This window comes from Methylobacterium sp. HMF5984, assembly GCF_045033435.1.
GTDB lineage: Bacteria > Pseudomonadota > Alphaproteobacteria > Rhizobiales > Beijerinckiaceae > Methylobacterium.
The window spans coordinates 2,003,338-2,021,798 of the sequence record NZ_JBJFLN010000001.1 but is presented as its reverse complement, the minus strand read 5'-3'; the positions used below and the strand labels follow the sequence as shown (position 1 = coordinate 2,021,798).

The 18,461-nt window shown below is 72.3% G+C and carries 25 protein-coding genes; 9 read left to right on the top strand and 16 right to left on the bottom strand.

The window, feature by feature from the left end:
• Positions 1–174: 174 nt before the first annotated feature.
• From ACFZ8E_RS09630 to ACFZ8E_RS09620, 3 genes are read left to right on the top strand one after another with little or no spacing between them, the layout of a single operon-like run.
• The gene (locus ACFZ8E_RS09630; protein ID WP_243948134.1) at positions 175–1,482 is read left to right on the top strand and encodes a capsule biosynthesis protein; all 1,308 of its coding nucleotides are present in this window, start codon (positions 175–177) and stop codon (positions 1,480–1,482) included.
• Positions 1,483–1,515: 33 nt separating this feature from the next.
• A complete protein-coding gene (locus ACFZ8E_RS09625) occupies positions 1,516–2,283 on the top strand; it encodes an SDR family NAD(P)-dependent oxidoreductase (protein ID WP_405042676.1) in 768 nt (255 codons plus the stop codon).
• Positions 2,283–3,143 carry a formyltransferase family protein gene (locus ACFZ8E_RS09620; RefSeq protein WP_243948133.1) on the top strand — a complete coding sequence of 287 codons (861 nt, stop codon included), beginning with the start codon at positions 2,283–2,285 and terminating at the stop codon, positions 3,141–3,143. The genes ACFZ8E_RS09625 and ACFZ8E_RS09620 overlap by 1 nt, the downstream gene beginning before the upstream one ends.
• A gap of 9 nt (positions 3,144–3,152) precedes the next feature.
• Here ACFZ8E_RS09620 and ACFZ8E_RS09615 read toward each other — a convergent pair whose 3' ends face one another.
• The 8 genes from ACFZ8E_RS09615 to ACFZ8E_RS09580 all read right to left on the bottom strand — a co-directional run bounded on the left by ACFZ8E_RS09615 (position 3,153) and on the right by ACFZ8E_RS09580 (position 8,661).
• The gene (locus tag ACFZ8E_RS09615) at positions 3,153–3,353 is read right to left on the bottom strand and encodes a hypothetical protein (protein ID WP_147729517.1); all 201 of its coding nucleotides are present in this window, start codon (positions 3,351–3,353) and stop codon (positions 3,153–3,155) included.
• Positions 3,354–3,410: 57 nt separating this feature from the next.
• A complete protein-coding gene (locus tag ACFZ8E_RS09610; protein ID WP_405042675.1) occupies positions 3,411–4,007 on the bottom strand; it encodes a glutathione S-transferase in 597 nt (198 codons plus the stop codon).
• Positions 4,008–4,035: 28 nt separating this feature from the next.
• The gene (locus ACFZ8E_RS09605) at positions 4,036–5,211 is read right to left on the bottom strand and encodes a chlorophyllase/cutinase-like alpha/beta fold protein (protein ID WP_243934773.1); all 1,176 of its coding nucleotides are present in this window, start codon (positions 5,209–5,211) and stop codon (positions 4,036–4,038) included.
• 131 nt (positions 5,212–5,342) lie between these two features.
• Complete coding sequence (locus ACFZ8E_RS09600; protein WP_147729357.1) at positions 5,343–5,801, bottom strand: response regulator; 459 nt, start codon at positions 5,799–5,801, stop codon at positions 5,343–5,345.
• A gap of 215 nt (positions 5,802–6,016) precedes the next feature.
• Entirely contained in the window at positions 6,017–6,898 is an 882-nt protein-coding gene (locus ACFZ8E_RS09595) for a dienelactone hydrolase family protein (protein ID WP_405042674.1), read from the bottom strand.
• A gap of 81 nt (positions 6,899–6,979) precedes the next feature.
• A complete protein-coding gene (locus ACFZ8E_RS09590; protein ID WP_405042673.1) occupies positions 6,980–7,393 on the bottom strand; it encodes a hypothetical protein in 414 nt (137 codons plus the stop codon).
• 150 nt (positions 7,394–7,543) lie between these two features.
• Complete coding sequence (locus tag ACFZ8E_RS09585) at positions 7,544–8,053, bottom strand: DUF192 domain-containing protein (protein WP_405042672.1); 510 nt, start codon at positions 8,051–8,053, stop codon at positions 7,544–7,546.
• Positions 8,053–8,661: a cold-shock protein gene (locus ACFZ8E_RS09580; RefSeq protein WP_147728637.1), complete on the bottom strand. Its 609-nt coding sequence runs from the start codon at positions 8,659–8,661 to the stop codon at positions 8,053–8,055. The genes ACFZ8E_RS09585 and ACFZ8E_RS09580 overlap by 1 nt, the downstream gene beginning before the upstream one ends.
• A 379-nt stretch (positions 8,662–9,040) precedes the next feature.
• On the opposite strand from ACFZ8E_RS09580, the gene ACFZ8E_RS09575 reads away from it, so the two are divergent.
• The gene (locus ACFZ8E_RS09575; protein ID WP_405042671.1) at positions 9,041–10,051 is read left to right on the top strand and encodes a DUF1624 domain-containing protein; all 1,011 of its coding nucleotides are present in this window, start codon (positions 9,041–9,043) and stop codon (positions 10,049–10,051) included.
• A gap of 19 nt (positions 10,052–10,070) precedes the next feature.
• Here ACFZ8E_RS09575 and efp read toward each other — a convergent pair whose 3' ends face one another.
• Positions 10,071–10,637, bottom strand: a complete 567-nt coding sequence (gene efp / locus ACFZ8E_RS09570; RefSeq protein ID WP_147728635.1) for an elongation factor P — start codon at positions 10,635–10,637, stop codon at positions 10,071–10,073.
• A 202-nt stretch (positions 10,638–10,839) separates the two neighbouring features.
• Here efp and epmA point away from each other — a divergent pair, with 202 nt between their 5' ends.
• The 5 genes from epmA to ACFZ8E_RS09545 all read left to right on the top strand — a co-directional run bounded on the left by epmA (position 10,840) and on the right by ACFZ8E_RS09545 (position 15,203).
• Positions 10,840–11,895 (top strand): EF-P lysine aminoacylase EpmA, encoded by a 1,056-nt coding sequence (gene epmA, locus ACFZ8E_RS09565; RefSeq protein ID WP_405042670.1) that lies wholly within the window; start codon positions 10,840–10,842, stop codon positions 11,893–11,895.
• Positions 11,892–12,962 carry a lysine-2,3-aminomutase-like protein gene (locus tag ACFZ8E_RS09560; RefSeq protein WP_405042669.1) on the top strand — a complete coding sequence of 357 codons (1,071 nt, stop codon included), beginning with the start codon at positions 11,892–11,894 and terminating at the stop codon, positions 12,960–12,962. The genes epmA and ACFZ8E_RS09560 overlap by 4 nt, the downstream gene beginning before the upstream one ends.
• Before the next feature lie 4 nt (positions 12,963–12,966).
• Positions 12,967–13,587 carry a glutathione S-transferase family protein gene (locus ACFZ8E_RS09555; protein ID WP_405042668.1) on the top strand — a complete coding sequence of 207 codons (621 nt, stop codon included), beginning with the start codon at positions 12,967–12,969 and terminating at the stop codon, positions 13,585–13,587.
• 119 nt (positions 13,588–13,706) lie between these two features.
• Positions 13,707–14,351 (top strand): dimethylmenaquinone methyltransferase, encoded by a 645-nt coding sequence (locus ACFZ8E_RS09550; RefSeq protein ID WP_405042667.1) that lies wholly within the window; start codon positions 13,707–13,709, stop codon positions 14,349–14,351.
• Between the two features lie 27 nt (positions 14,352–14,378).
• Positions 14,379–15,203 (top strand): YdcF family protein, encoded by an 825-nt coding sequence (locus ACFZ8E_RS09545; protein ID WP_405042666.1) that lies wholly within the window; start codon positions 14,379–14,381, stop codon positions 15,201–15,203.
• Here ACFZ8E_RS09545 and ACFZ8E_RS09540 read toward each other — a convergent pair.
• The 7 genes from ACFZ8E_RS09540 to ACFZ8E_RS09510 all read right to left on the bottom strand — a co-directional run bounded on the left by ACFZ8E_RS09540 (position 15,176) and on the right by ACFZ8E_RS09510 (position 18,435).
• Positions 15,176–15,406, bottom strand: coding sequence for a DUF3253 domain-containing protein (locus ACFZ8E_RS09540; RefSeq protein ID WP_147726996.1), 231 nt, complete (start codon positions 15,404–15,406; stop codon positions 15,176–15,178). The two genes, ACFZ8E_RS09545 and ACFZ8E_RS09540, sit on opposite strands and share 28 nt — an antisense overlap.
• A gap of 47 nt (positions 15,407–15,453) precedes the next feature.
• Positions 15,454–16,212 (bottom strand): DUF599 domain-containing protein, encoded by a 759-nt coding sequence (locus tag ACFZ8E_RS09535; RefSeq protein WP_405042665.1) that lies wholly within the window; start codon positions 16,210–16,212, stop codon positions 15,454–15,456.
• A gap of 130 nt (positions 16,213–16,342) precedes the next feature.
• Positions 16,343–16,624 (bottom strand): acylphosphatase, encoded by a 282-nt coding sequence (locus ACFZ8E_RS09530; protein ID WP_405042664.1) that lies wholly within the window; start codon positions 16,622–16,624, stop codon positions 16,343–16,345.
• 52 nt (positions 16,625–16,676) lie between these two features.
• The gene (locus ACFZ8E_RS09525) at positions 16,677–17,519 is read right to left on the bottom strand and encodes a formate/nitrite transporter family protein (RefSeq protein WP_405042663.1); all 843 of its coding nucleotides are present in this window, start codon (positions 17,517–17,519) and stop codon (positions 16,677–16,679) included.
• Between the two features lie 95 nt (positions 17,520–17,614).
• Positions 17,615–18,046, bottom strand: a complete 432-nt coding sequence (locus tag ACFZ8E_RS09520; protein ID WP_405042662.1) for a gamma-glutamylcyclotransferase family protein — start codon at positions 18,044–18,046, stop codon at positions 17,615–17,617.
• Between the two features lie 39 nt (positions 18,047–18,085).
• A complete protein-coding gene (locus ACFZ8E_RS09515; RefSeq protein WP_279596219.1) occupies positions 18,086–18,208 on the bottom strand; it encodes a hypothetical protein in 123 nt (40 codons plus the stop codon).
• Positions 18,205–18,435, bottom strand: a complete 231-nt coding sequence (locus tag ACFZ8E_RS09510) for a hypothetical protein (RefSeq protein WP_243948108.1) — start codon at positions 18,433–18,435, stop codon at positions 18,205–18,207. Before ACFZ8E_RS09510 ends, ACFZ8E_RS09515 begins: the two co-directional genes overlap by 4 nt.
• Positions 18,436–18,461 lie beyond the last annotated feature (26 nt).

Sequence of the window (18,461 nt, the reverse complement as noted above, 5' to 3'; positions counted from 1 at the left end):
GCGATTGGCTCCTAGCTCGTTCCCGTTCGGGGCCGGCCGCGACGGCGTTGCGGGACGGCCACGGCCCGGCGGAATCGTGCGGGGCGGAACGGCCCCGGATTGCCGGGCCGACTCGGCCGTGCGACCCGTGGTGGCTGCCCCGTCCCGTCCGCTGAAGGTACAGAGCGCCCCGGAATGCTTCAGCCTCGCCCAGATTCCGTCGATGCGAGCCCGGCGACGTTCCTCTTCCTCCAGGGCCTCGCCTCGACCTTCTTCTCCGATCTCGGCGGCGCCCTGGCCGCCCGCGGGCATCGGGTGCGGCGGATCAACTTCTGTCCCGGCGACTGGCTGTTCTGGCGCGGCGACGCGGACCATTACCGCGGCACCCGGCCCGGCTGGGAGCGCTGGCTCGACGCCTACGTCGCCACCTACGGCGTGACCGACATCGTCCTGTTCGGCGATTGCCGCCCCTATCACGTCGTCGCGCGCGCCGTCGCGGTCGCCCGCGGCCTGCGCGTCCACGTGTTCGAGGAGGGCTACATCCGCCCGAACTGGATCACCTGCGAGCTCGGCGGCGTGAACGGGTACTCGACCCTTCCGAAGACCGCCGAGGGCGTCCGGGCGCTGGCGCGCCGCCTGCCGCAGCCCGGCCGCGCGATGCCCTCGACCGGCGACATGGCCCTGCGCAGCATCTGGGACGTCGGCTACAACGTCGCCAACGTCTGCTTCCCCTACCTTTACCCGCGCTTCCGCAGCCACCGCCCGACGCATATCGCGATGGAATATGCCGGCTGGATCAAGAAGTTCTCCCGCCGCGGCCGGACCAGGCGCGAGGCCGCCCGCTGCAACGAGATCTACAACGCGGTCGGCTGCGACTACTTCCTGCTGCCGCTCCAGCTCGACAGCGACTACCAGATCCGCGTGCACTCCCCGTTCCTCGGGGTCGAGGGCTTCATGGACCGGGTGATCAAGTCCTTCGCAGAGGCCTCGCAGGCGCCGACCCGGCTGCTGGTGAAGCTCCACCCCCTCGATGCCGGCCTGATCAACTGGCGCAAGTTCGCCCGCGCCTCGGCCCGCCGCCACGGCGTGAGCGAGCGCCTCGACTTCATCGACGGCGGCGAGCTGCCCAGCCTGATCGCCGGCGCCCGCGGCGTGGTGATCGTCAACAGCACCGTCGGCATGCTCTCGCTGGAGATGGGCCGGCCGACGATGGCGCTCGGCACCGCGATCTACAACATGCCCGGCCTCACCCATCAGGGCGACATCGACGGGTTCTGGACCGCACCGACCGCTCCGGATTTCGGCCTGATGTCGGATTTCCGCCGCGTGGTGCTGCACCGGACGCAGGTGAACGGCGGCTACTTCTCCAAGGCCGCCATCGCCCGCGCCGTCGCCGCGACGGTCCCGCGGATGGAGGCGGCGCTCCCCGACGCCCGGGTCGCGGCCGCCCGGACGATCCGCGAGGGCGAGGCCGATGCCGGCCGTCTCGCCGAGGTGTATTGATTCGGCCGACCGGCGCGCGGTAGCACCCGGATCATGCCCCACATCCTGATCACCGGCGCGTCGAGCGGCATCGGCGCGGCGCTCGCCCGCCGCTATGCCCTGCCCGGAAACCGCCTGACCCTCAACGCCCGCGACCGCGGCCGCCTCGAAACGGTGGCCGCCGCGTGCCGCGCCCGCGGCGCCGAGGCGACGGTCGTGCCCCTGGACCTGCGCGCCCGCGAGGCGGTCCGCGCCTGGATCAGGACCCTCGACGGGGATGACCCGATCGACCTCGTGATCGCCAATGCCGGCGTCAACGGCGGCCATCCGACCGGCGAGGTCGAGAGCGAGGACGTCGCCTTCGAGACCCTCGACATCAACCTCGTCGGCTGCCTCAACGTCGTGCTGCCCTGCGTCACCGCCATGGCGGCCCGGGGGCGCGGGCAGATCGCCCTGATCTCCTCGCTCGCCGCCTACGCGCCGCTCGCCGACGCCCCATCCTACAGCGGCACCAAGGCGGCGCTGGTCGCGCATGGGCAGGCCCTGCGCGCCAAGCTCGCGCCGAGGGGCGTGCGGGTCAACGTGGTGATGCCGGGCTACGTGAAGACGCCGATGGGCGGCCAGCTCAAGGGCTGGCGGCCGCTCGAGATGAGCGCCGATCAGGCCGCCGAGCGCATCGCCCGCGGGCTGGTGCGCAACCGGGAGATCGTTACCTTCCCGAGTGTGCTCTTCCACCTCGCCCGGGCCGGCCTCGTCGCACCGGAATTCCTGCGCACCGCCGCCATGCGCGCCTTCCGCTTCCAGCTGCGGCCGCGCCGCTGATGCCCAAGCCCAGCATCGCGCTCTTCGCCCTCGAGGCGCTGCCGAACGCGCGTGCGGTGCGCCGGTTCGTGGCCGACCACGCCGCGGAGATCGCCTTCGTCGGCCTGTCGAATGCCGAGCGGCCCTCGACCGGCGGCCTCGTCGGGCAGGTCCGGCGCCATCTCGCCCGCTCCGGGCCGGCCTTTCTGCCCTACCTCGCGGTGAATTTCGGCCTGCCCGACCTGCTCCGCCCGGTCGCGCCGCTGACCCAGCGCATCGCCGGCACCACCGGCTCGCCCGAGGCGACGCCGCTCGCGACCCTGTGCCGGCGGCACGGCATCCCGACGCTGACGGTCGACGACGTCAACGGCGCCGACGTCGCCGATCTCCTGCGGCGGCACGGGCCGGACCTGATCGTCACCTTTCACTTCGACCAGATCCTGGCGGGCGAGACGATCGCGCGGGCGCGGCTCGGTGGCCTCAACGTCCATCCCGGCCTGCTGCCGCGCCATCGCGGGCCGGTGCCGACGATCCATGCGCTGGCCGAGGGGCCGGACGCCTTCGGCGTGACGGTCCACCGGCTCGCCGTGGCGATCGATGCCGGCGCGATCCTCGAGCAGGCGCCGGTCGCGCTGCCCGCGGACGTGACCGCGACCCGCGCCGCCGTGCTGCTGCACGAGCACGGCCGGAACCTGCTCGATGCGGTGCTGGCCGATATCGCCCGCGACGGCGCGGTGCCGGAAGGCCGCACCGTGCCGGTGCTGCCCTATTGCCCGTTCCCGGATGCCGGCTTCCTCAAGGCGATGCGCCGCCGGGGCCGCTATCTCACCGATGTCGGCGACCTGCGCGAAGCCCTAAGCCTGTCGGCGCGCGGCGCTTGATACGGCGGCCTAGGTGATGCGGCGGACCGGAGCGCGCCGGTAGGCGACGCGGGCCAGAACCACGGCGCCTCCGAGCTGCAGGAAGCCGTTCTCGGCGAGGTCGGACGGCGCCAGATGCCAGTGGACCAGCCCGCGCGTGAGCGCGTTCAGGGCCATGAGGACGAGGCAGAAGGCGGCGGCGGCAAGCAGCGCGGCGACGAAATCGGGCATGGCTCGGCATCCCACTCTCGGACAATGCCGGCCGCCGCAAGAACCGCGCCGGTCGCGTCAGGCCGTCGCCCGCATCGACGCCCGCTCGCCGAAGGTCGAGAACCAGGCGGCCAGGCCCGGTCGGCTCGCGCGCCAGCCGAGCTCGGCGAAGCGCAGGTCGAGGTAGCCGAGGGCGCAGGCGAGCGCGATGGTGCCGATGTCGACGCCCGCGAGCGACGGCGCCTGCGTCTCGAACCAGTCGAGGGCGCTGACGATCTTGGCGGTCTGCCCGTCCATCCACGCCTGCGAGCGCTCGGATTCGGGTCGCGCGGTCAGCTCGTAGCGGATCAGCAGGGCGGCATCGAGCACCGCGTCGGCGGTCGATTGCAGGTTCAGCGCGGTCCAGCGCGCTGCGCCCGGCGCCGGGAACAGGTGGCCGCCGGCGAGCGCATCGAGGTACTCGCAGATCACCCGGCTGTCGGCGATCGCCGCGCCGTCGTCGAGGATCAGGGTCGGGACCTGCGCCAGCGGATGCACGCTCAGCACGCGCCCGTCCCGGGTCACCGGGTGGACGGCGCTCGGCAGCGTCTCGATGCGCTCGGCCAAGCCGAGCTCGTGGGCGGCCACCATCACCTTGCGGACGAAGGGCGAGGTCGGGGAATGGAACAGCTTCATCGGGGTCTCGTCGGCGTGGGCGGCGCGATCAGCGCCGGGCGGCGGGTTTGGCCGGGACGGTGCCGGCCGTCGCCGCCGGCGTGACGGCGGCGGGCGGGCTCGCGCGCGGCGTCTCGACGAAGAGGCGCTTCACCGGCCAGCCGTCGGCCCAGCGCTCCATGTCGCCGAAGCGCGGATTGGTCTTCAGGCCGGTGGCGTCCTGACCGGCGAAGGCCGCGGTCGCCGCGAGGTCGAAGGTCTTCCAGAACGCGAGGTAGTCGAGGGTGTCGGCGCGGGCGTTGTTGATCTGCGCCACCAGCGTCTGCTGCTCGCCGGAGAGCGACATGTCGGCCGACCACTTGAACGGCGGCGGCTTGGTGTCCTTCGGGTCGGCCGGCAGCTTGATCGCCGCGCCGTCGAACGCGGCATCGAGCCCGGCCGGCGCCGCAAGCGTCGCGGTGAGCGCCGGGAAGCCGTGGTCGTCGGAAAGCGCGCGCATGAACAGCTTGCGCTCCGTCGGCACGGCGCTCGCCTCACGCAGCAGCCGTCGGGCGGCCAGGTCGGCCGCGCGGGCGTCGCGATCGCCGATCATGGCGATCAGCAGCGTCTGCGGCGCGATCTTCGCGAGATCGCCGAGCACGATGCCGCGCGACTTCGGCCCGCTGGCGATGCCGCCCGGCATCACCCCGAACACCAGCTTCGGCACGGGCAGGTCCTGCGCCTTCGCGTCGGCCGCGATGTCCATGGCGAGCGGGACGCCCGCGAGGTGGCCGATCAGCGCGACCTTCCCCAGGTCGGGCTTGCCCTCCGCGTCGGCGGCCAGCGCCTCGAAGGCGGTCTTGAGCGCGCCCTCCGCGTTGGCGACCGCATCGACGGGCCGGGTCCGGTTCACGTCCTGGAAGCGCGGGAACAGGACGAGCCAGCCGTTGCGGGCGAGATGGTCGATCCAGGCGCCGTAGCTCTGCGGGTTGGTGGCGCCCCAGCCGTGCAGGAGCACCGCAACCGGGCGCCCCTCGGCGGGGGCCGCGCCGGCGGCGTGGAACACGAAGGTCGAGGCGCCGGTGCGCCCGACCGCGCGCTTGACAATGGTGAGCTTGCGGTCGCCGACGCCGCCCGGCCCGTCGTTCGGCTGGGCCGGCGGCGCCGCGGCCGCGGCGGGCAGCACCGAGACGAGGAGGCCGAACAGGCCCGCGGCCAACGGGCCGCGATGGTCTTTCAGGAACATGGACGGCTCGATCGCTTCGAGAAGGGGGGCGGACCGCTCGCGGGCCGGCATAGCAGATTCGGCCCCCGGGGCGATGCGCCGGCCGCCTCGCGGTAGGCCCTGCACCGGGGCGGGGTTCGCACGGCGAAGCCTCAGGGTTCGAGGGCGTGCGGGACCAGCTTGCCGCCGGGGCCGATCACCGACGGCCCCGTCGACGATCCGGCCGGGCGCCCGGCCGCCTGCTCGACCCAGGCCAGGATGTCCTCGGCCCGCCACGGTTTCGGGATGAAGGTCGCCGAGACGCGCAGGTCGCTCGGCTGGTCGCCGGCATCGCCCGAGGTGAGGAGCACGCGCACCCGCGGCCACGTGACGCCGATGATCCGCGCCAGCTCGAAACCGCCGATCGGTCCCGGCGTGCGCACGTCCGAGAAGACCACGCTGACCTCGTCGCCGCGATCGTTGAGGATGGCGAGCGCCCGCTCCGCGGTCTCCGCCTCGATCACGGTGAAGCCGGTTTCCTCCAGGAGGGTCGCGGCGAGGAAGCGCTCGTCCGGCTGATCCTCCACCACGAGGATGACGGGCTTCTGTCCGGGCGGGTTCACGTCGGTCATAGCCGGGACACTCTAAGCGGGCCGGATGGTCGGCCCCTCGGATCGGTCGTTCATCGCCATCGTCGATGCGAACGGGGGTCGACCCGTGCGTGCACGCGCCGCCCGGCCCCATCCTGGCATAAACCGGTCGTCCCCGCCGTGTCGGATAGGGCACACAACCCTGAAGGAGCGTGCCCGCCCCGCCGTGACCGCTGGTCGCGGCCCGTCGGCGCGACCTAGCCGACGCCGTTCGCCTTCAGGAATGCGAGGGCGCGGCGCCAGCCGTCCTCGGCCGCCTCCTTGCGGTAGCTCGGCCGGTAATCGGCATGGAAGCCGTGCGGGGCCTCCGGGTAGACGACCAGCTCCACCGGCTTGCCGGCGGCCTTCGCCGCATCGCGGGCGGCCTCGGCGGTCGCGACCGGGATGCCGGTGTCGGCGCCGCCGTAGAGGCCGAGCAGCGGTGCGTTGAGCTGGCCGGCGACCGATCCGGCGCTGCGCGGCTGGATGTCGGTCGCGTCGCCGCCGAGCGGGCCGTACCAGGCGACCGCCGCCTTCAGGTCGCGGCGGTGGGCGTCATAGAGCCAGGCGGCACGGCCGCCGCGGCACCAGCCCATCACCCCGAGGCGCGCCGGATCGCCCTTGGCGGCGGAGGTCGCCCAGGCGACGGTGGCGTCGAGGTCGCCGATCCACTGCGCGTCCGGCGTCTTCGAGATCACGTCGCGGATGATCAGCTTGGGGTCGGTCATCTGCGACAGGTCGCCCTGTCGGGCGTAGAGTTCCGGCGCCACGGCGCAGTAGCCGGCCTTGGCCAGGCGACGGCAGATGTCCTTGATGTATTCGTGGACGCCGAAGATCTCCTCGATCACCAGCACCAGCGGAAACGGCCCGGCCCCCTCGGGGACCGCGCGATAGCCCGGCATCGGCCCGTCGGCCGCCGGGATCCGCACCTCGCCGGCCTCGATCCCGGTGTCGTCGGTGTGGATGACCTGCGCCTCCACCGGCGTCACCGCGAGGGTGAAGCCGCTGATGAGGCTCGTCATCACGAAGCCCCGCCGCGACAGCGGCGGGACGATCAATCCGTCGAGGCCCTCGCCGCCGCCTTCGTTGTCGTGCGTCATGCCGTGCTCCTCGAACCCTCCGGCCAGCGCACCACGCCGCCGGGCCCGGGTCAACCGTGCGGAGCCGCCCGGGCGGGACGCTCAGGCGCCGGCGGAGACCCGCGCCGGCCGGCGCGCCGGCACCGGGACGGGCCGCGGCGCGGGCTGCGGCCGCAGCAGGTCGGCGAGCGCGACGAACCCGTCGGCCTGCGCCGCCTGCCCGGCGCGGAAGCCGAAGCCGAGAGCGAAGGCCTGGCTCAGGCCGGCGTCGCGCGCGATGCCGAACGCGTCGAGCGCGGTCAGGAACGCCTCGCGGAACAGGCTCGGCCGGCACCAGCTCTTCTCGGCCATCTGCAGCGGCCAGTCCCACAGGCCCTCAGCGCGGCGGGCGGCGAGCACGTCGCGACCGATGAAGTAGCCGGTCGTGCGGTGTTCCAGGCCCTCGCCCGACAGGGTCCAGTCTGCGTTGCGGAACAGGACGGCCTTTGCGCAAGAGGCGATAGTTGCGTCGATCATCGGGATCCTCGCCACCTTCGCGGAAGAGGCGCGACGATCGCGCGCCTGTTCCACGTGGAACATACGAGGAACAGTGATCCGCAACGGAACGGGCGTCAAGCGCGATGTTCTCGATGTGTTCATATTTTCCCGGCGCGACGGCGCTCCGGGTCAGCGTGCCTGGAACAGCGGGTGCTCGACGCGGTCGCCGGCCTTGATCCCGAGCTTGGCGGCGATGCCGGCATTCAGCTCCAGCACCGAGAGCACCGGCTCCGGCGATGCGATGATGGCGGTCGACAGCGGCTCGGTGTCGGCAGCGACTCGGGCGATGGTGCCGTCGGCGCGGATGAACAGCATGTCGAGCGGCAGGTAGGTGTTCTTCATCCACATCGCGACCGGCTCGGACCGCTCGAAGTCGAACAGCATGCCGTGGTTCGGCGCCATCGTGCGGCGGAACATCAGCCCGCGGGTGCGGCCGGCATCGTCGCGCATCACCTCGACGTCGAAACGGTGGGTGCCGTCCTTGGAGCGGATGCTCAGCGGCTCGGTCTGGCTCCTGGCCTGTCGCGCCTCCTGGGCCGAGGCGGGAGCGAGCGCCGACGGCAGGGCGGCCATGCCGAGGAGGCCGAGGGACAGGCCGCCGGCGAGAAGGTTTCGGACGCGAGACAAGCGCAACACCATCAATGCGAGGACGGAACGGCTCCGTCGGGCAGCCGGACCTCGGCGGCCATCACGCCCTTGGAGCCGTCGCCGTATCGCACGAGCACCGTCTCGCCGGGCTTCAATTCGGCGATACCGTAGCGTCGCAGGGTTTCCATGTGCACGAAGATGTCCGGCGTGCCGTCGCCCCGCGTCAGGAAGCCGAAGCCGCGCAGGCGGTTGAACCACTTCACCACGGCGGTCTCGAGCCCGCTCGTCGGCGTCACGCTGACATGGGTGCGCGGCAGCGGCAGCTCGGACGGGTGCGTGGCCGAGGATTGGTCGAGCGACAGGACCCGGAAGGCCTGCCAGCCGCGGGCGCGCTCGGTCGCCTCGACCACGATGCGGGCGCCCTCGCTGGCGTTCTGGTGGCCGTCGCGGCGCAGGCAGGTCACGTGGAGCAGCACGTCGGGCATGCCGTCGTCGGGGACGATGAAGCCGAACCCCTTGGCGACGTCGAACCACTTGATCCGGCCCGACACCTCGACGAGGTCGAGCGGCTCCTCGACGTCGGCCTGCGATGAGGCGCCGATGCCCGCGCCGTCCGTTGCCCGTGAGCTTGCCGGCCCTGATCCGAACCCGTCAGACATGTCGATAAGCAACCTACACCGAATCGCGACGTGCGTTTCCCGGCCAGGATTAACGAAGTCTTGAAGCGGCGAAAGCCTCTTTGCCCGGCAGGCCTGGACGGTCCGATGGCAATGGCCGGCCCGATCGGCACGCTTCCGCAGCGATCCGTGCCGGTTCGGCGAGCATCGAGCAGGCCCAAGTCCGTGTCCGGACTCACGCTTTTGCGCCGGCCGATCCCATCGGAACGCTCCCGGCGGAAACAACCGAGTTCGGTCACTTTCTCGTGACTGCTGCCGCGGCGCAGCAGGTGGCGGGAGCACCGTTGACGCGCCGTCCGCCGCACGAATCTTCGGAGCCGCCCATGGCCGCGCGCGGCGAATGGTGCTTAGGGGGCCGGCCATGCCACCCGATCCCACATTCGCCCCGACGAACGCGCCGGAAGCGCCTACCGTCGTGTCCCGCCGGATCCCGGCGATCGATGCGGGGCGTGCCGCCGCGCTCGCGGCGATGGCCGCCTATCACCTGACCTGGGACCTCGGGTACCTCCGCCTCACGCCCGAGAACGTCGCGCTGTCGCCCGCGGGGCGGGTCGCGGCGCACGTCATCGCCGGAACGTTCTTGGTCCTGGTCGGGGTCGGTCTGGTGCTGATGAACGGCCGCGGCGTGCGGCTGCGGCCGACCGCCCTGCGGCTGCTGCGGGTCGGCGGGGCGGCGGCGCTGATCACCCTGGCGACGTTCTACGCCTTCCCGGACAGCTTCATCTTCTTCGGCATCCTGCACTGCATCGCGGTGTCGAGCGTGCTGGCGCTGCCGTTCCTGTTCGTGCCGGCGGTGGTGACGGCGCTGGCCGGCGCCCTGGTCGTGGCGCTGCTGCACCTCGTGGCGCATCCGCTGCTCGATGCGCCCGCGCTGTTCTTCCTCGGACTCGGCCGGCTGACGCCGCAGACCAACGACTACGTGCCGCTGTTCCCGTGGTTCGGGATCGTGCTGCTCGGGGTCGCCCTCGGCCGGATCGCCCTGCCCTGGTTCGCGCGCTCGCGGGCGGGTCTCTGGCAGCCGCGGAGCCGAGGCGCACGGGCTGCGACCTTCGCCGGTCGCCACAGCCTGGCGATCTACCTCGTACACCAGCCGCTCCTGCTCGGGGCGCTGACGGGCCTGGTCGCGCTGACCGGGCCGCATCCGCGCGCCGGGCTGGCGAAGTCTCGGGCGGACTACGTCGAGACCTGCACCCGCACCGGGGGCGAGCCGGGCTCGTGCCGGATCGCGGCACGCTGCACCGCCGACGCCCTGCGCAGGGAGGGCCTGTGGTCGGTGGAGGGCCGCGGCTTCACCGTGCCCGAGCGCATGCGGGCGCAGGGCCTGTCGCAGCGCTGCTACGAGGCCTCCGAGGGCACGGCGCCGCCGCCGTAGCCCCCCGTTCCGGGATGCCTCAGTCCTTGGCGCGCTCGACGTAGGCGCCGTCGGCGGTCATCACCACGATGCGGGTGCCGGCGGCGATGTGAGGCGGCACGGTGGTGCGGACGCCGTTCGACAGGGTGGCCGGCTTGTAAGAGGACGAGGCGGTCTGCCCCTTCATCGCCGGCTCGGTCTCGGCGACCTCGAGCACGACGCGCTGCGGCAGCTCGATCGTCAGCGCCACGCCGTTGTGCTGCGAGACCATCACCGCCATGCCCTCCTGCAGGTAGGGGGCGGCGTCGCCGACCACGTCGGCCGGCACCTGGATCTGCTCGTAGCTCTCCGGGTTCATGAAGTGGAACCCCTCCGAGTCGCTGTAGAGGAAGGTGTGCTCCTTGTCCTCGACGAAGGCGCGCTCGACCTGCTCGGTGGTGCGGTAGCGCTCCGACACCTTCACCCCGTCGGTGATGCGGCGCATGTCGAGCTGCGTCACGGGGGTGCCCTTGCCGGGATGGATGTTCTCCGCGAACAGGATGACGTAGAGCTTGCCGTCCTTATCGACGACGTTGCCCTTGCGGAGGGTAGAAGCGATCACCTTCACGGGGTCAGGTCCTGCGTTGACAAGGCGGGGTTCGCGCGCCTAGCGCGGTGCCCCGCGGGAGAGGCATATCCCTCGAGAGCGATATCGGGCTCCGGCACTATCCTATCCGCGGCCCGGTTGCCAGCCGCGCCAGTATCGGTCCGCCGGGAGCGCGCGTGTTCGAAGCCGGAAACGTCCGATCCGCCGATCGCAGGGCCGCCCGGTGACGGCAGCCCCCTCCCCGTGGTGGGCGCCGCACCGGCACGCCGACCGGCGCCCGCTGCTGATCCTGCGCAACCGCATCGCCCATGCGCTCCGCGGCCACTTCGCAACCCGCGACTTCGTCGAGGTCGAGGCCGCCTGCCTCCAGGTCTCGCCCGGCAACGAGGCGCATCTCTCCGCCTTCGCCACCGAGGCGATCGGCGGCGACGGGATGCGTGCGCCGCTCTACCTCCACACCTCGCCGGAATTCGCCTGCAAGAAGCTGCTGGCGGCCGGCGAATCGCGGCTGTTCAGCCTCGGCCACGTCTTCCGCAACCGCGAGCGCGGGTTGCTGCATCATCCCGAATTCACGATGCTGGAATGGTATCGCGCCGGCGAGCCCTACGCCGTGCTGATGGCCGACTGCGTCGACCTGCTGCGGCTCGCCGCCGAGACGGCGGCGACGGCGCGGCTGCGCCATCGCGATCGGACCTGCGATCCCTTCGCCGATCCGGAGCGGCTGACGCTGTCCGACGCCTTCGACCGGCATGCCGGCATCGACCTCCTCGCCACCCTGTCCCGTGACGGCGCCACCGACCGCGACGGGCTCGCCGCCGCGGTCGCGCAAGCGGGCCTGCGGGTGGCCGCCGACGACACCTGGGCCGACCTGTTCAGCCGCGTGCTGGTGGCGCGAATCGAGCCGCATCTCGGGCACGGGCGGCCGACGATCCTGTGCGAGTACCCGGTGAGCGAGGCGGCGCTCGCCCGCCCGAGCGCGGACGACCCACGGGTGTCGGAGCGGTTCGAGCTCTATGCCTGCGGCGTCGAGCTCGCCAACGCCTTCGGCGAGCTGACCGACGCCGCCGAGCAGGGCCGGCGCTTCGCCTGCGAGATGGCGGAGAAGCATCGCGTCTACGGCGAGACCTATCCGATCGACGACGACTTCCTCGACGCTTTGGCGGTGATGCCGGAGGCGTCGGGCTGCGCGCTCGGCTTCGACCGGCTGGTGATGCTCGCGACCGGCGCGCCGCATATCGAGGACGTGATCTGGACCCCCGTCGCAGGCGGAACGCGATGAACCGCCCGCTGCGCAGCCCGGACGAGCTCGCCGCCGCGGGCCTCGTGGCGCCGGCCGACCTGCCGGCCCTGCGGGCGGTGGCCGCGCGCTACGCCGTGTCGATCACCCCCGACATGGCCGAGCTGATCGACGCCGCCGACCCGCATGACCCGATCGCCCGCCAGTTCGTGCCGCGGGCGGAGGAAGTCGTCACTGCGGCCGAGGAACGCGCCGACCCGATCGGCGACGCCGTCCACGAGAAGATGCCCGGCCTCGTCCACCGCTATCCCGACCGGGTGCTGCTGAAGCCGCTCCACGTCTGCCCGGTCTATTGCCGCTTCTGCTTCCGCCGCGAGGTGGTCGGGCCGGAAGGCGCCGGCACGCTGAGCGAGGCCGAGCTCGATGCGGTGCTGGCCTACATCGCCGCCGACCCGGCGATCTGGGAGGTGGTGCTGACCGGCGGCGACCCGTTCGCGCTCTCGCCGCGCAGGCTGGCCGACATCGCGCGGCGGCTCGAGTGCGTGCCCCACGTCAAGGTCCTGCGGGTCCACACCCGCGTGCCGGTGGTGAGCCCCGCCCTGGTGACCGACGCTTTGATCGCCGCGCTGAAAGGCTTCGGCCGGGCGGTGTTCGTGGCCCTGCACGCCAACCACGCCCGCGAGTTCGGCGCCGAGGCGCGGGCCGCCTGCGCGCGGCTGGTCGACGCCGGGATCCCGATGGTGAGCCAGACGGTGCTGCTCGCCGGCGTCAACGACGATGCGGCGGTGATGGAGGCGCTGATGCGGAGCTTCGTCGAGAACCGGATCAAGCCGTACTACCTGCATCACGGCGACCTCGCGCCGGGCACGGCGCACCTGCGCACCGGGCTCGATGCCGGGCAGGCGCTGATGCGCACGCTCCGCGGCCGGCTATCGGGGCTGGCCCAGCCGACCTACGTCCTCGACATCCCCGGCGGCCACGGCAAGGTTCCGGTCGGGCCGGGCTACGTCGCCGCGGACCGCGACGGCACCCGGATCACCGATCCGAACGGCGGCGTGCACGCTTATCCGCCCGAGCCGTATCGGCCCGAGGCGAGCGAGCAGGAATAAGCCGATGCGCAGGCTCTGGGGGCGGGCGAACTCCGTCAACGTGCAGAAGGCCCTCTGGGGGCTCGACGAATCCGGCCTCGCCTACGAGCGGGTCGAGGCCGGCGGCGCGCACGGCGTCGTCGCCGACCCCGCCTACCGGGCAATGAACCCGAACGGCCTGGTGCCGGTGCTGCAGGAGGACGACTTCGCCCTGTGGGAGTCGAACGCGATCCTGCGCTACCTCGCGGACGGCGCGGAGGGCGCCCTTCGCCTGCCCGACGACCGGCGCGAGCGGGCGCAGGTGCAGCAATGGCTCGACTGGCAGGCGACGAGCTTCACCCCGGCGATGCGCGACGCGTTCTGGCAGCTCTACCGCGCCGCGCCGGATGCGCGCGACCATGCCCTCATCGCAAGCTCGCTCGAACGGTCCGAGGTCCTCGCCGCGATCCTCGACCGGCACCTCGCCGACCGAACCTTCGTCGTCGGCACGCGCTTCTCGATCGCCGACATCGCGCTCGGCTGCGCCGCCCACCGCTGGCTCGCCCTGCCGGCGGAGCGCGTCGAGCGGCCCGAGATCCGGCGCTGGTACGCGGCGCTGGCGCAGCGGCCCGCCGCCGCCCGGATCTTCGCCGCACCGATCAGCTGACGCCGGCACGTCCTGGCCGACCGGCCTTGCCCCTGCCCTGCTCAACCCTTGCCCGCCTTGCCCTCGCCCCTGCGCGACCCACTTGGGCGTCAGGCAGCCTGCCCGGAGACCGCACCCCGATGGCCCTCGACCCGACCCTGCGCGACGCCCTCTCCGCAGTCACCGTGGCGAGCCTCGCCCGCGCCCTGGCGCGCCGCGGCGTCCCGGCCTGCGCGCTCTCCGGCATCGCCGGTTCGGGCCGAGCCGTCGGGCCGGCCGTGACGCTGCGGATGATTCCGGCGCGCGGCGAGGTCGCGCGCTCGCTCGCGGAGGCGATCGAGGCGGTGCCCGAGGGCGCCGTCGTCGTGATCGATACCGGCCGCTCCGGGCTCGCCCTTCCCTTCGGCGCGATCCTGGCCGCGCGGCTCTCCGCCCGCGGCGTCGCCGGCCTCGTCACCGACGGCTGCCTCGCAGCCGAGAGCGGCCTCGCCGTCTGGGACGCCGCGTTCGCGCCGGGCGAGGGTACGCTTCAGCTTGCGGGCTCCGGCGAGCCGATCGCCTGCGCCGGGGCCGCGGTGCATCCCGGCGACGTCGTGGTCGGCGGCCCCGACGGCGTGGTGGTGATCCCGGCCGACATCGCCGAGGCGGTGGCGCTGGAGGCGGTCGAGCAGCAGCGCCTCGATCTCTGGCTCACCCGCGAGGCGGAGAAGGGCGCGAGCCTCGCCACCCTGCTGCCGCCGGACGCCGAAACCCTGGCCCGCTACGAAGCCGAGACGAAGGCCTGAGGTCCGACGCCCGCCGGACCCGCGCCGATGTTCTTCCCGCTTTCGAAGGTGATCTTCTTCCTGATCACCCCGTCGAACGTCTTCGCCCTCGTCGGGCTCGTCGGCGTCGCGCTGACGCTCGCGACCGCGCGGCGGCGCCTCGGCGGAGCTTTGAGCGCGTTCGGCCTCCTCGGCCTGCTCGCAGGCGGCCTGTCGCCGCTCTCGGCCTGGGCGGTGCTGCCGCTGGAGCAGCGCTTCCCGGCCTACGCCGACGATCGCCCGCCCGACGGCATCATCGTGCTCGGCGGCGGGATCGAGGCCGGGTTGTCGTCCGGCCGCGGGCAGGTGGTCGTCAACGATGCCGGCGAGCGGCCGATCTACATGGCCGATCTCGCCCGGCGCTACCCGCAGGCGCGGCTGATGTTCTCCGGCGGCAGCGGCAGCCTCGTCGACGGGGCGATCGCCGAGGCCGACATCGTCAGCCGCGACGCCGACACCCTCGGCCTGCCGCGCACCCGGCTGATCCTGGAGAACCGCTCGCGCAACACCCGCGAGAACGCGCTGTTCTCCGCCGCGATGGCCCAGCCGAAGCCGGGCGAGCGCTGGCTGCTGGTGACCTCGGCCTTCCACATGCCGCGGGCGATGGGCTGCTTCCGCGCGGCCGGCTTCAACGTCGTCGCCTTCCCCGTCGACTACCGCACCCGCGGCCCGCGCGACGCGCTGCGCTTCGGCAGCTTCGCCTCGGAGGGGCTGCTGGTGCTCGACCTGGCGGTGAAGGAATGGATCGGCCTCGCGGTCTACCGGCTCGCCGGCTACACCGACGCGCTGCTGCCGGGGCCGGCGGATCAGCCTTCGGGGAGCGACAACCGGTAGATCCCGCGAAAATCGTCCGGATCGGCGGGCTTGCCCTTCCGCAGAATGGCGAGGCGGCCGGCCTTGGTCAGGCGCACGGCGATGCGGCGCACCGGCTGCATCAGGGGGCTCCACTGGTCCGGATCCGACCCCGCCAGCGCGCGTGCGACCTCCGAGGGGCAGATGGTCTTGCCGGGGCCGCGCTCGGCCACGAGACGCAGCATCGTCTCCTCGATCGCGTCCTCGCTGCGGGTTCCGGTGCGGTCGTCGCTCACGGCGTGGATCCTTCGACGGGCGGGGCGCCGTCGGCGAGCAGGATCGCGCGGATCTCGGAGACGAACTGGCGCCGCCACATCACGAACACGACCGCCGTCGTCGAGGCGACGAGGAAATAGGGGCTGACGAACCACCCGAGATACGCCAACGCGAAGAAGAACGCACGCTGCCCGCGGGCGAAGTGGAGCCCGGCCGCGGTGTTCATCGCCGCCACGCGCCGCGCGGCGCGCAGCATCGCGGACTCGCTCGCCCCCGAGCCCTTGGGCGGCACGGTCCCGAGCAGGATCGCGCTGTAGTTGAACAACCGGTAGGCCCAGGCGAACTTGAAGAAGGCATAGACGAACACGACCGCGAGCCCTGCGACCTTGATCTCCCAGGTCGTGCGCGTGGCGATCGTGCCGAAGGGCAGCGTGCCGAACAGGTTGAGCACGTCGTCGCCGGAGCGCGACAGGGTGAGCACGCCGCCGAGCGCGATCAGCGACGTCGAGGCGAAGAAGGCGGTGCCGTTCTGCAGCGAGGCGTTGATCGTGGTGTCGACCACGCGGTTGTCGCGCACGATCAGCTGGCGCGCCCACTCCTCGCGCTGCGCGTTCATGATCTGGCTCAGCGACACCATCCGCCCGCGCAGGCGCCCGACGGAGAGGCCGTAGCCGAGCCAGGCCAGCACGAAGTAGATCAGCGCGCCGAGGTCGATCGGCGACAACCCGGAGGGCAGGTAGGCGGCGAGCAGCGTGGTGGAAGGGAGGTCGGTCATCGTCCCTGGGGTGCCCATCGGGCCCGCGCGCCGCGCCGGCCGTGGGCGCATCGGGACCGCGGGATGGCTACCCCGGCGCGGCGCGCGCTGTCGAGGCGCGCCGGAGCAGGCCGTCCATGCGCGGGTCCCCTCACCGCCGGATCGCGAACCCGGAGGCGCCGGCGGACGGCTCGCCGGCCGTCACCTCGACCCGCTCGACGCGGGCGCCGGGCGGCCCGGCCCAGCACGCCTGCACCATCGCCTCGACCGCGTCGGCCGGCCCGGTGAACGCGGCCTCGACCGCGCCGTCCGCGCGGTTGCTCACGTGCCCCGACAGGCCGCGCGCCTCGGCCTCGCGCCGGGTCCAGGCGCGATAGGTGACGCCCTGGACCCGGCCGACGACGACGACGGCGACGCTTCTGATCTCGCTCATGACGGCACAACGCGGCCGGACGCCGGAGGCGTCCGGCCGCGTCGGGTCGTTCTCAGCGGGCGATGGCGGCGCGGCCCTGCGGACGGCCCTCGACGCGGGCCGGATCGACGGTCTTCTGACGGTAGGTCAGGTACCAGGCCACCGAGATGAACAGCACCCCGCCGACGAAGTTGCCCAGCGTGACGGGGATCTGGTTCCACAGCCACCACTCGCTGAAATGGACGGGCGCGCCGAGCATCATGCCGGCGGGGATGACGAACATGTTCACCACCGCATGCTCGAACCCCTGCGCGAAGAACAGGAAGATCGGCAGCCAGGCGCCGAGGATCTTGCCGAAGGTCGAGGTCGACATCATCGACATCGTCACGCCGAGGCAGACCATCCAGTTGCACAGCATCGCCTTGACGAAGCAGGTCAGCATCCCGGCCGTGCCGAGGTTCTCGTAGGCGATCGTCTTGGCCGAGGCGATCTCGACCAGCTTCTGCGCGACGCCGGCGACGGGCGTGTGCCACGCGTTGGTCAGCGCGATCACCAGGAGCAGCGCGTACAGCACGCTGCCGAGCAGGTTGCCGATGAAGCTCCAGGCGAAGTTGCGCATCATCGGCGCGAACCCGATCCGGTTCTCCATCCAGGACAGCGTCAGGATGCCGAAGTTCCCGGTGCAGAGCTCGAGCCCGAGGCACACGATCATCACGAAGCCAACGGGAAAGACGATGGCGCCGACGAAGGGCACGCCGGTCTGCACCGCCCCGGTGAGGGCGAGGCTGGTGGCGATGCCGAGCAGCGCGCCCGCCATCATGCCGCGCACGAGCATGTCACGGATCGACAGCTCGGCGCGCATGACGCCCGAATCGCTCATGGTCGCGGCCATGTCCGTAGGTTTGACGAAGTCCATTGGCGGAAGGCTCCCGGTGTTCGATGTTCTGCGATCCGGGAGAAGGCAAGGTCAGGGCCAAACCGGGCGTTGCTGCCGCGGCATCTGCGTCGCACCTAGGTCGGCGCTCCGCGACGCCAGCCGCGCACCTCGCGCAGGTAGGGGGCCGGCAGCTGCGCCGCCTCGCCCGCCGCGAGCACGGCCTCGAGATAGCTGGGCTTCGGCACGCCGCAGGCGGTGGAGCGGCCGAGATAGATCAGCGCGCGCTTGACGCCGCCCGCGGTCGCGACCGGCTGCGAGGCCTTCACGTAGAGGCCGCCGGCAACGCCCTCGTAGCGGTCGAGGGCGGGGACGTCGGCGAGGGCCAGCTCCCACAGCACGCCCCAGACCGTGTGGCGCCCGTCGCGCACCACCGAGGCGTAGCCCTCGCGCATGACGATGAAGCGGTGGCGGTGCAGCCGGCCCTGCCCGATCAGCCGCGAAGCCGGGCAGCGGGAGGCCATGGCGGCGGCATCCATGTTGGCGCCGTAGGCGAAGTAGAGAGGCATGGATTTCGGTGCGAACCGGTCGGGTCGGGGAACCCCCGGTTACTCGCCGGACTTCCGATCGTCGCGGCGGATCGCCCATTCATTGGCGCGCATGGCGAGATAGGCCACGGTCAGCATGATGGCCGGAATGACGAAGATGACGAAGATCTCACCGGAGTTCATGGTTTGAGGCTCCGCAGGACGCGCCTTGCGATCCAATGTATGCCGAACCCGGTGCAAAGCCAGACCCCGGCGAAGAACACGGCCACGGCGGTCGGTTTGGGGGCGTTCGCGATCCCGAAGCTCACGGCCGTCACCGGCGTCACCACCCCGATGATGATGAACGCGGCGGCGATCGTGTTGAGCCCGGTCGCAAGCAGTTTCGTCTGCTCGTTGTGAACGAGGCTCATCGCCGCCGGGTCTCAGGACGCTGACG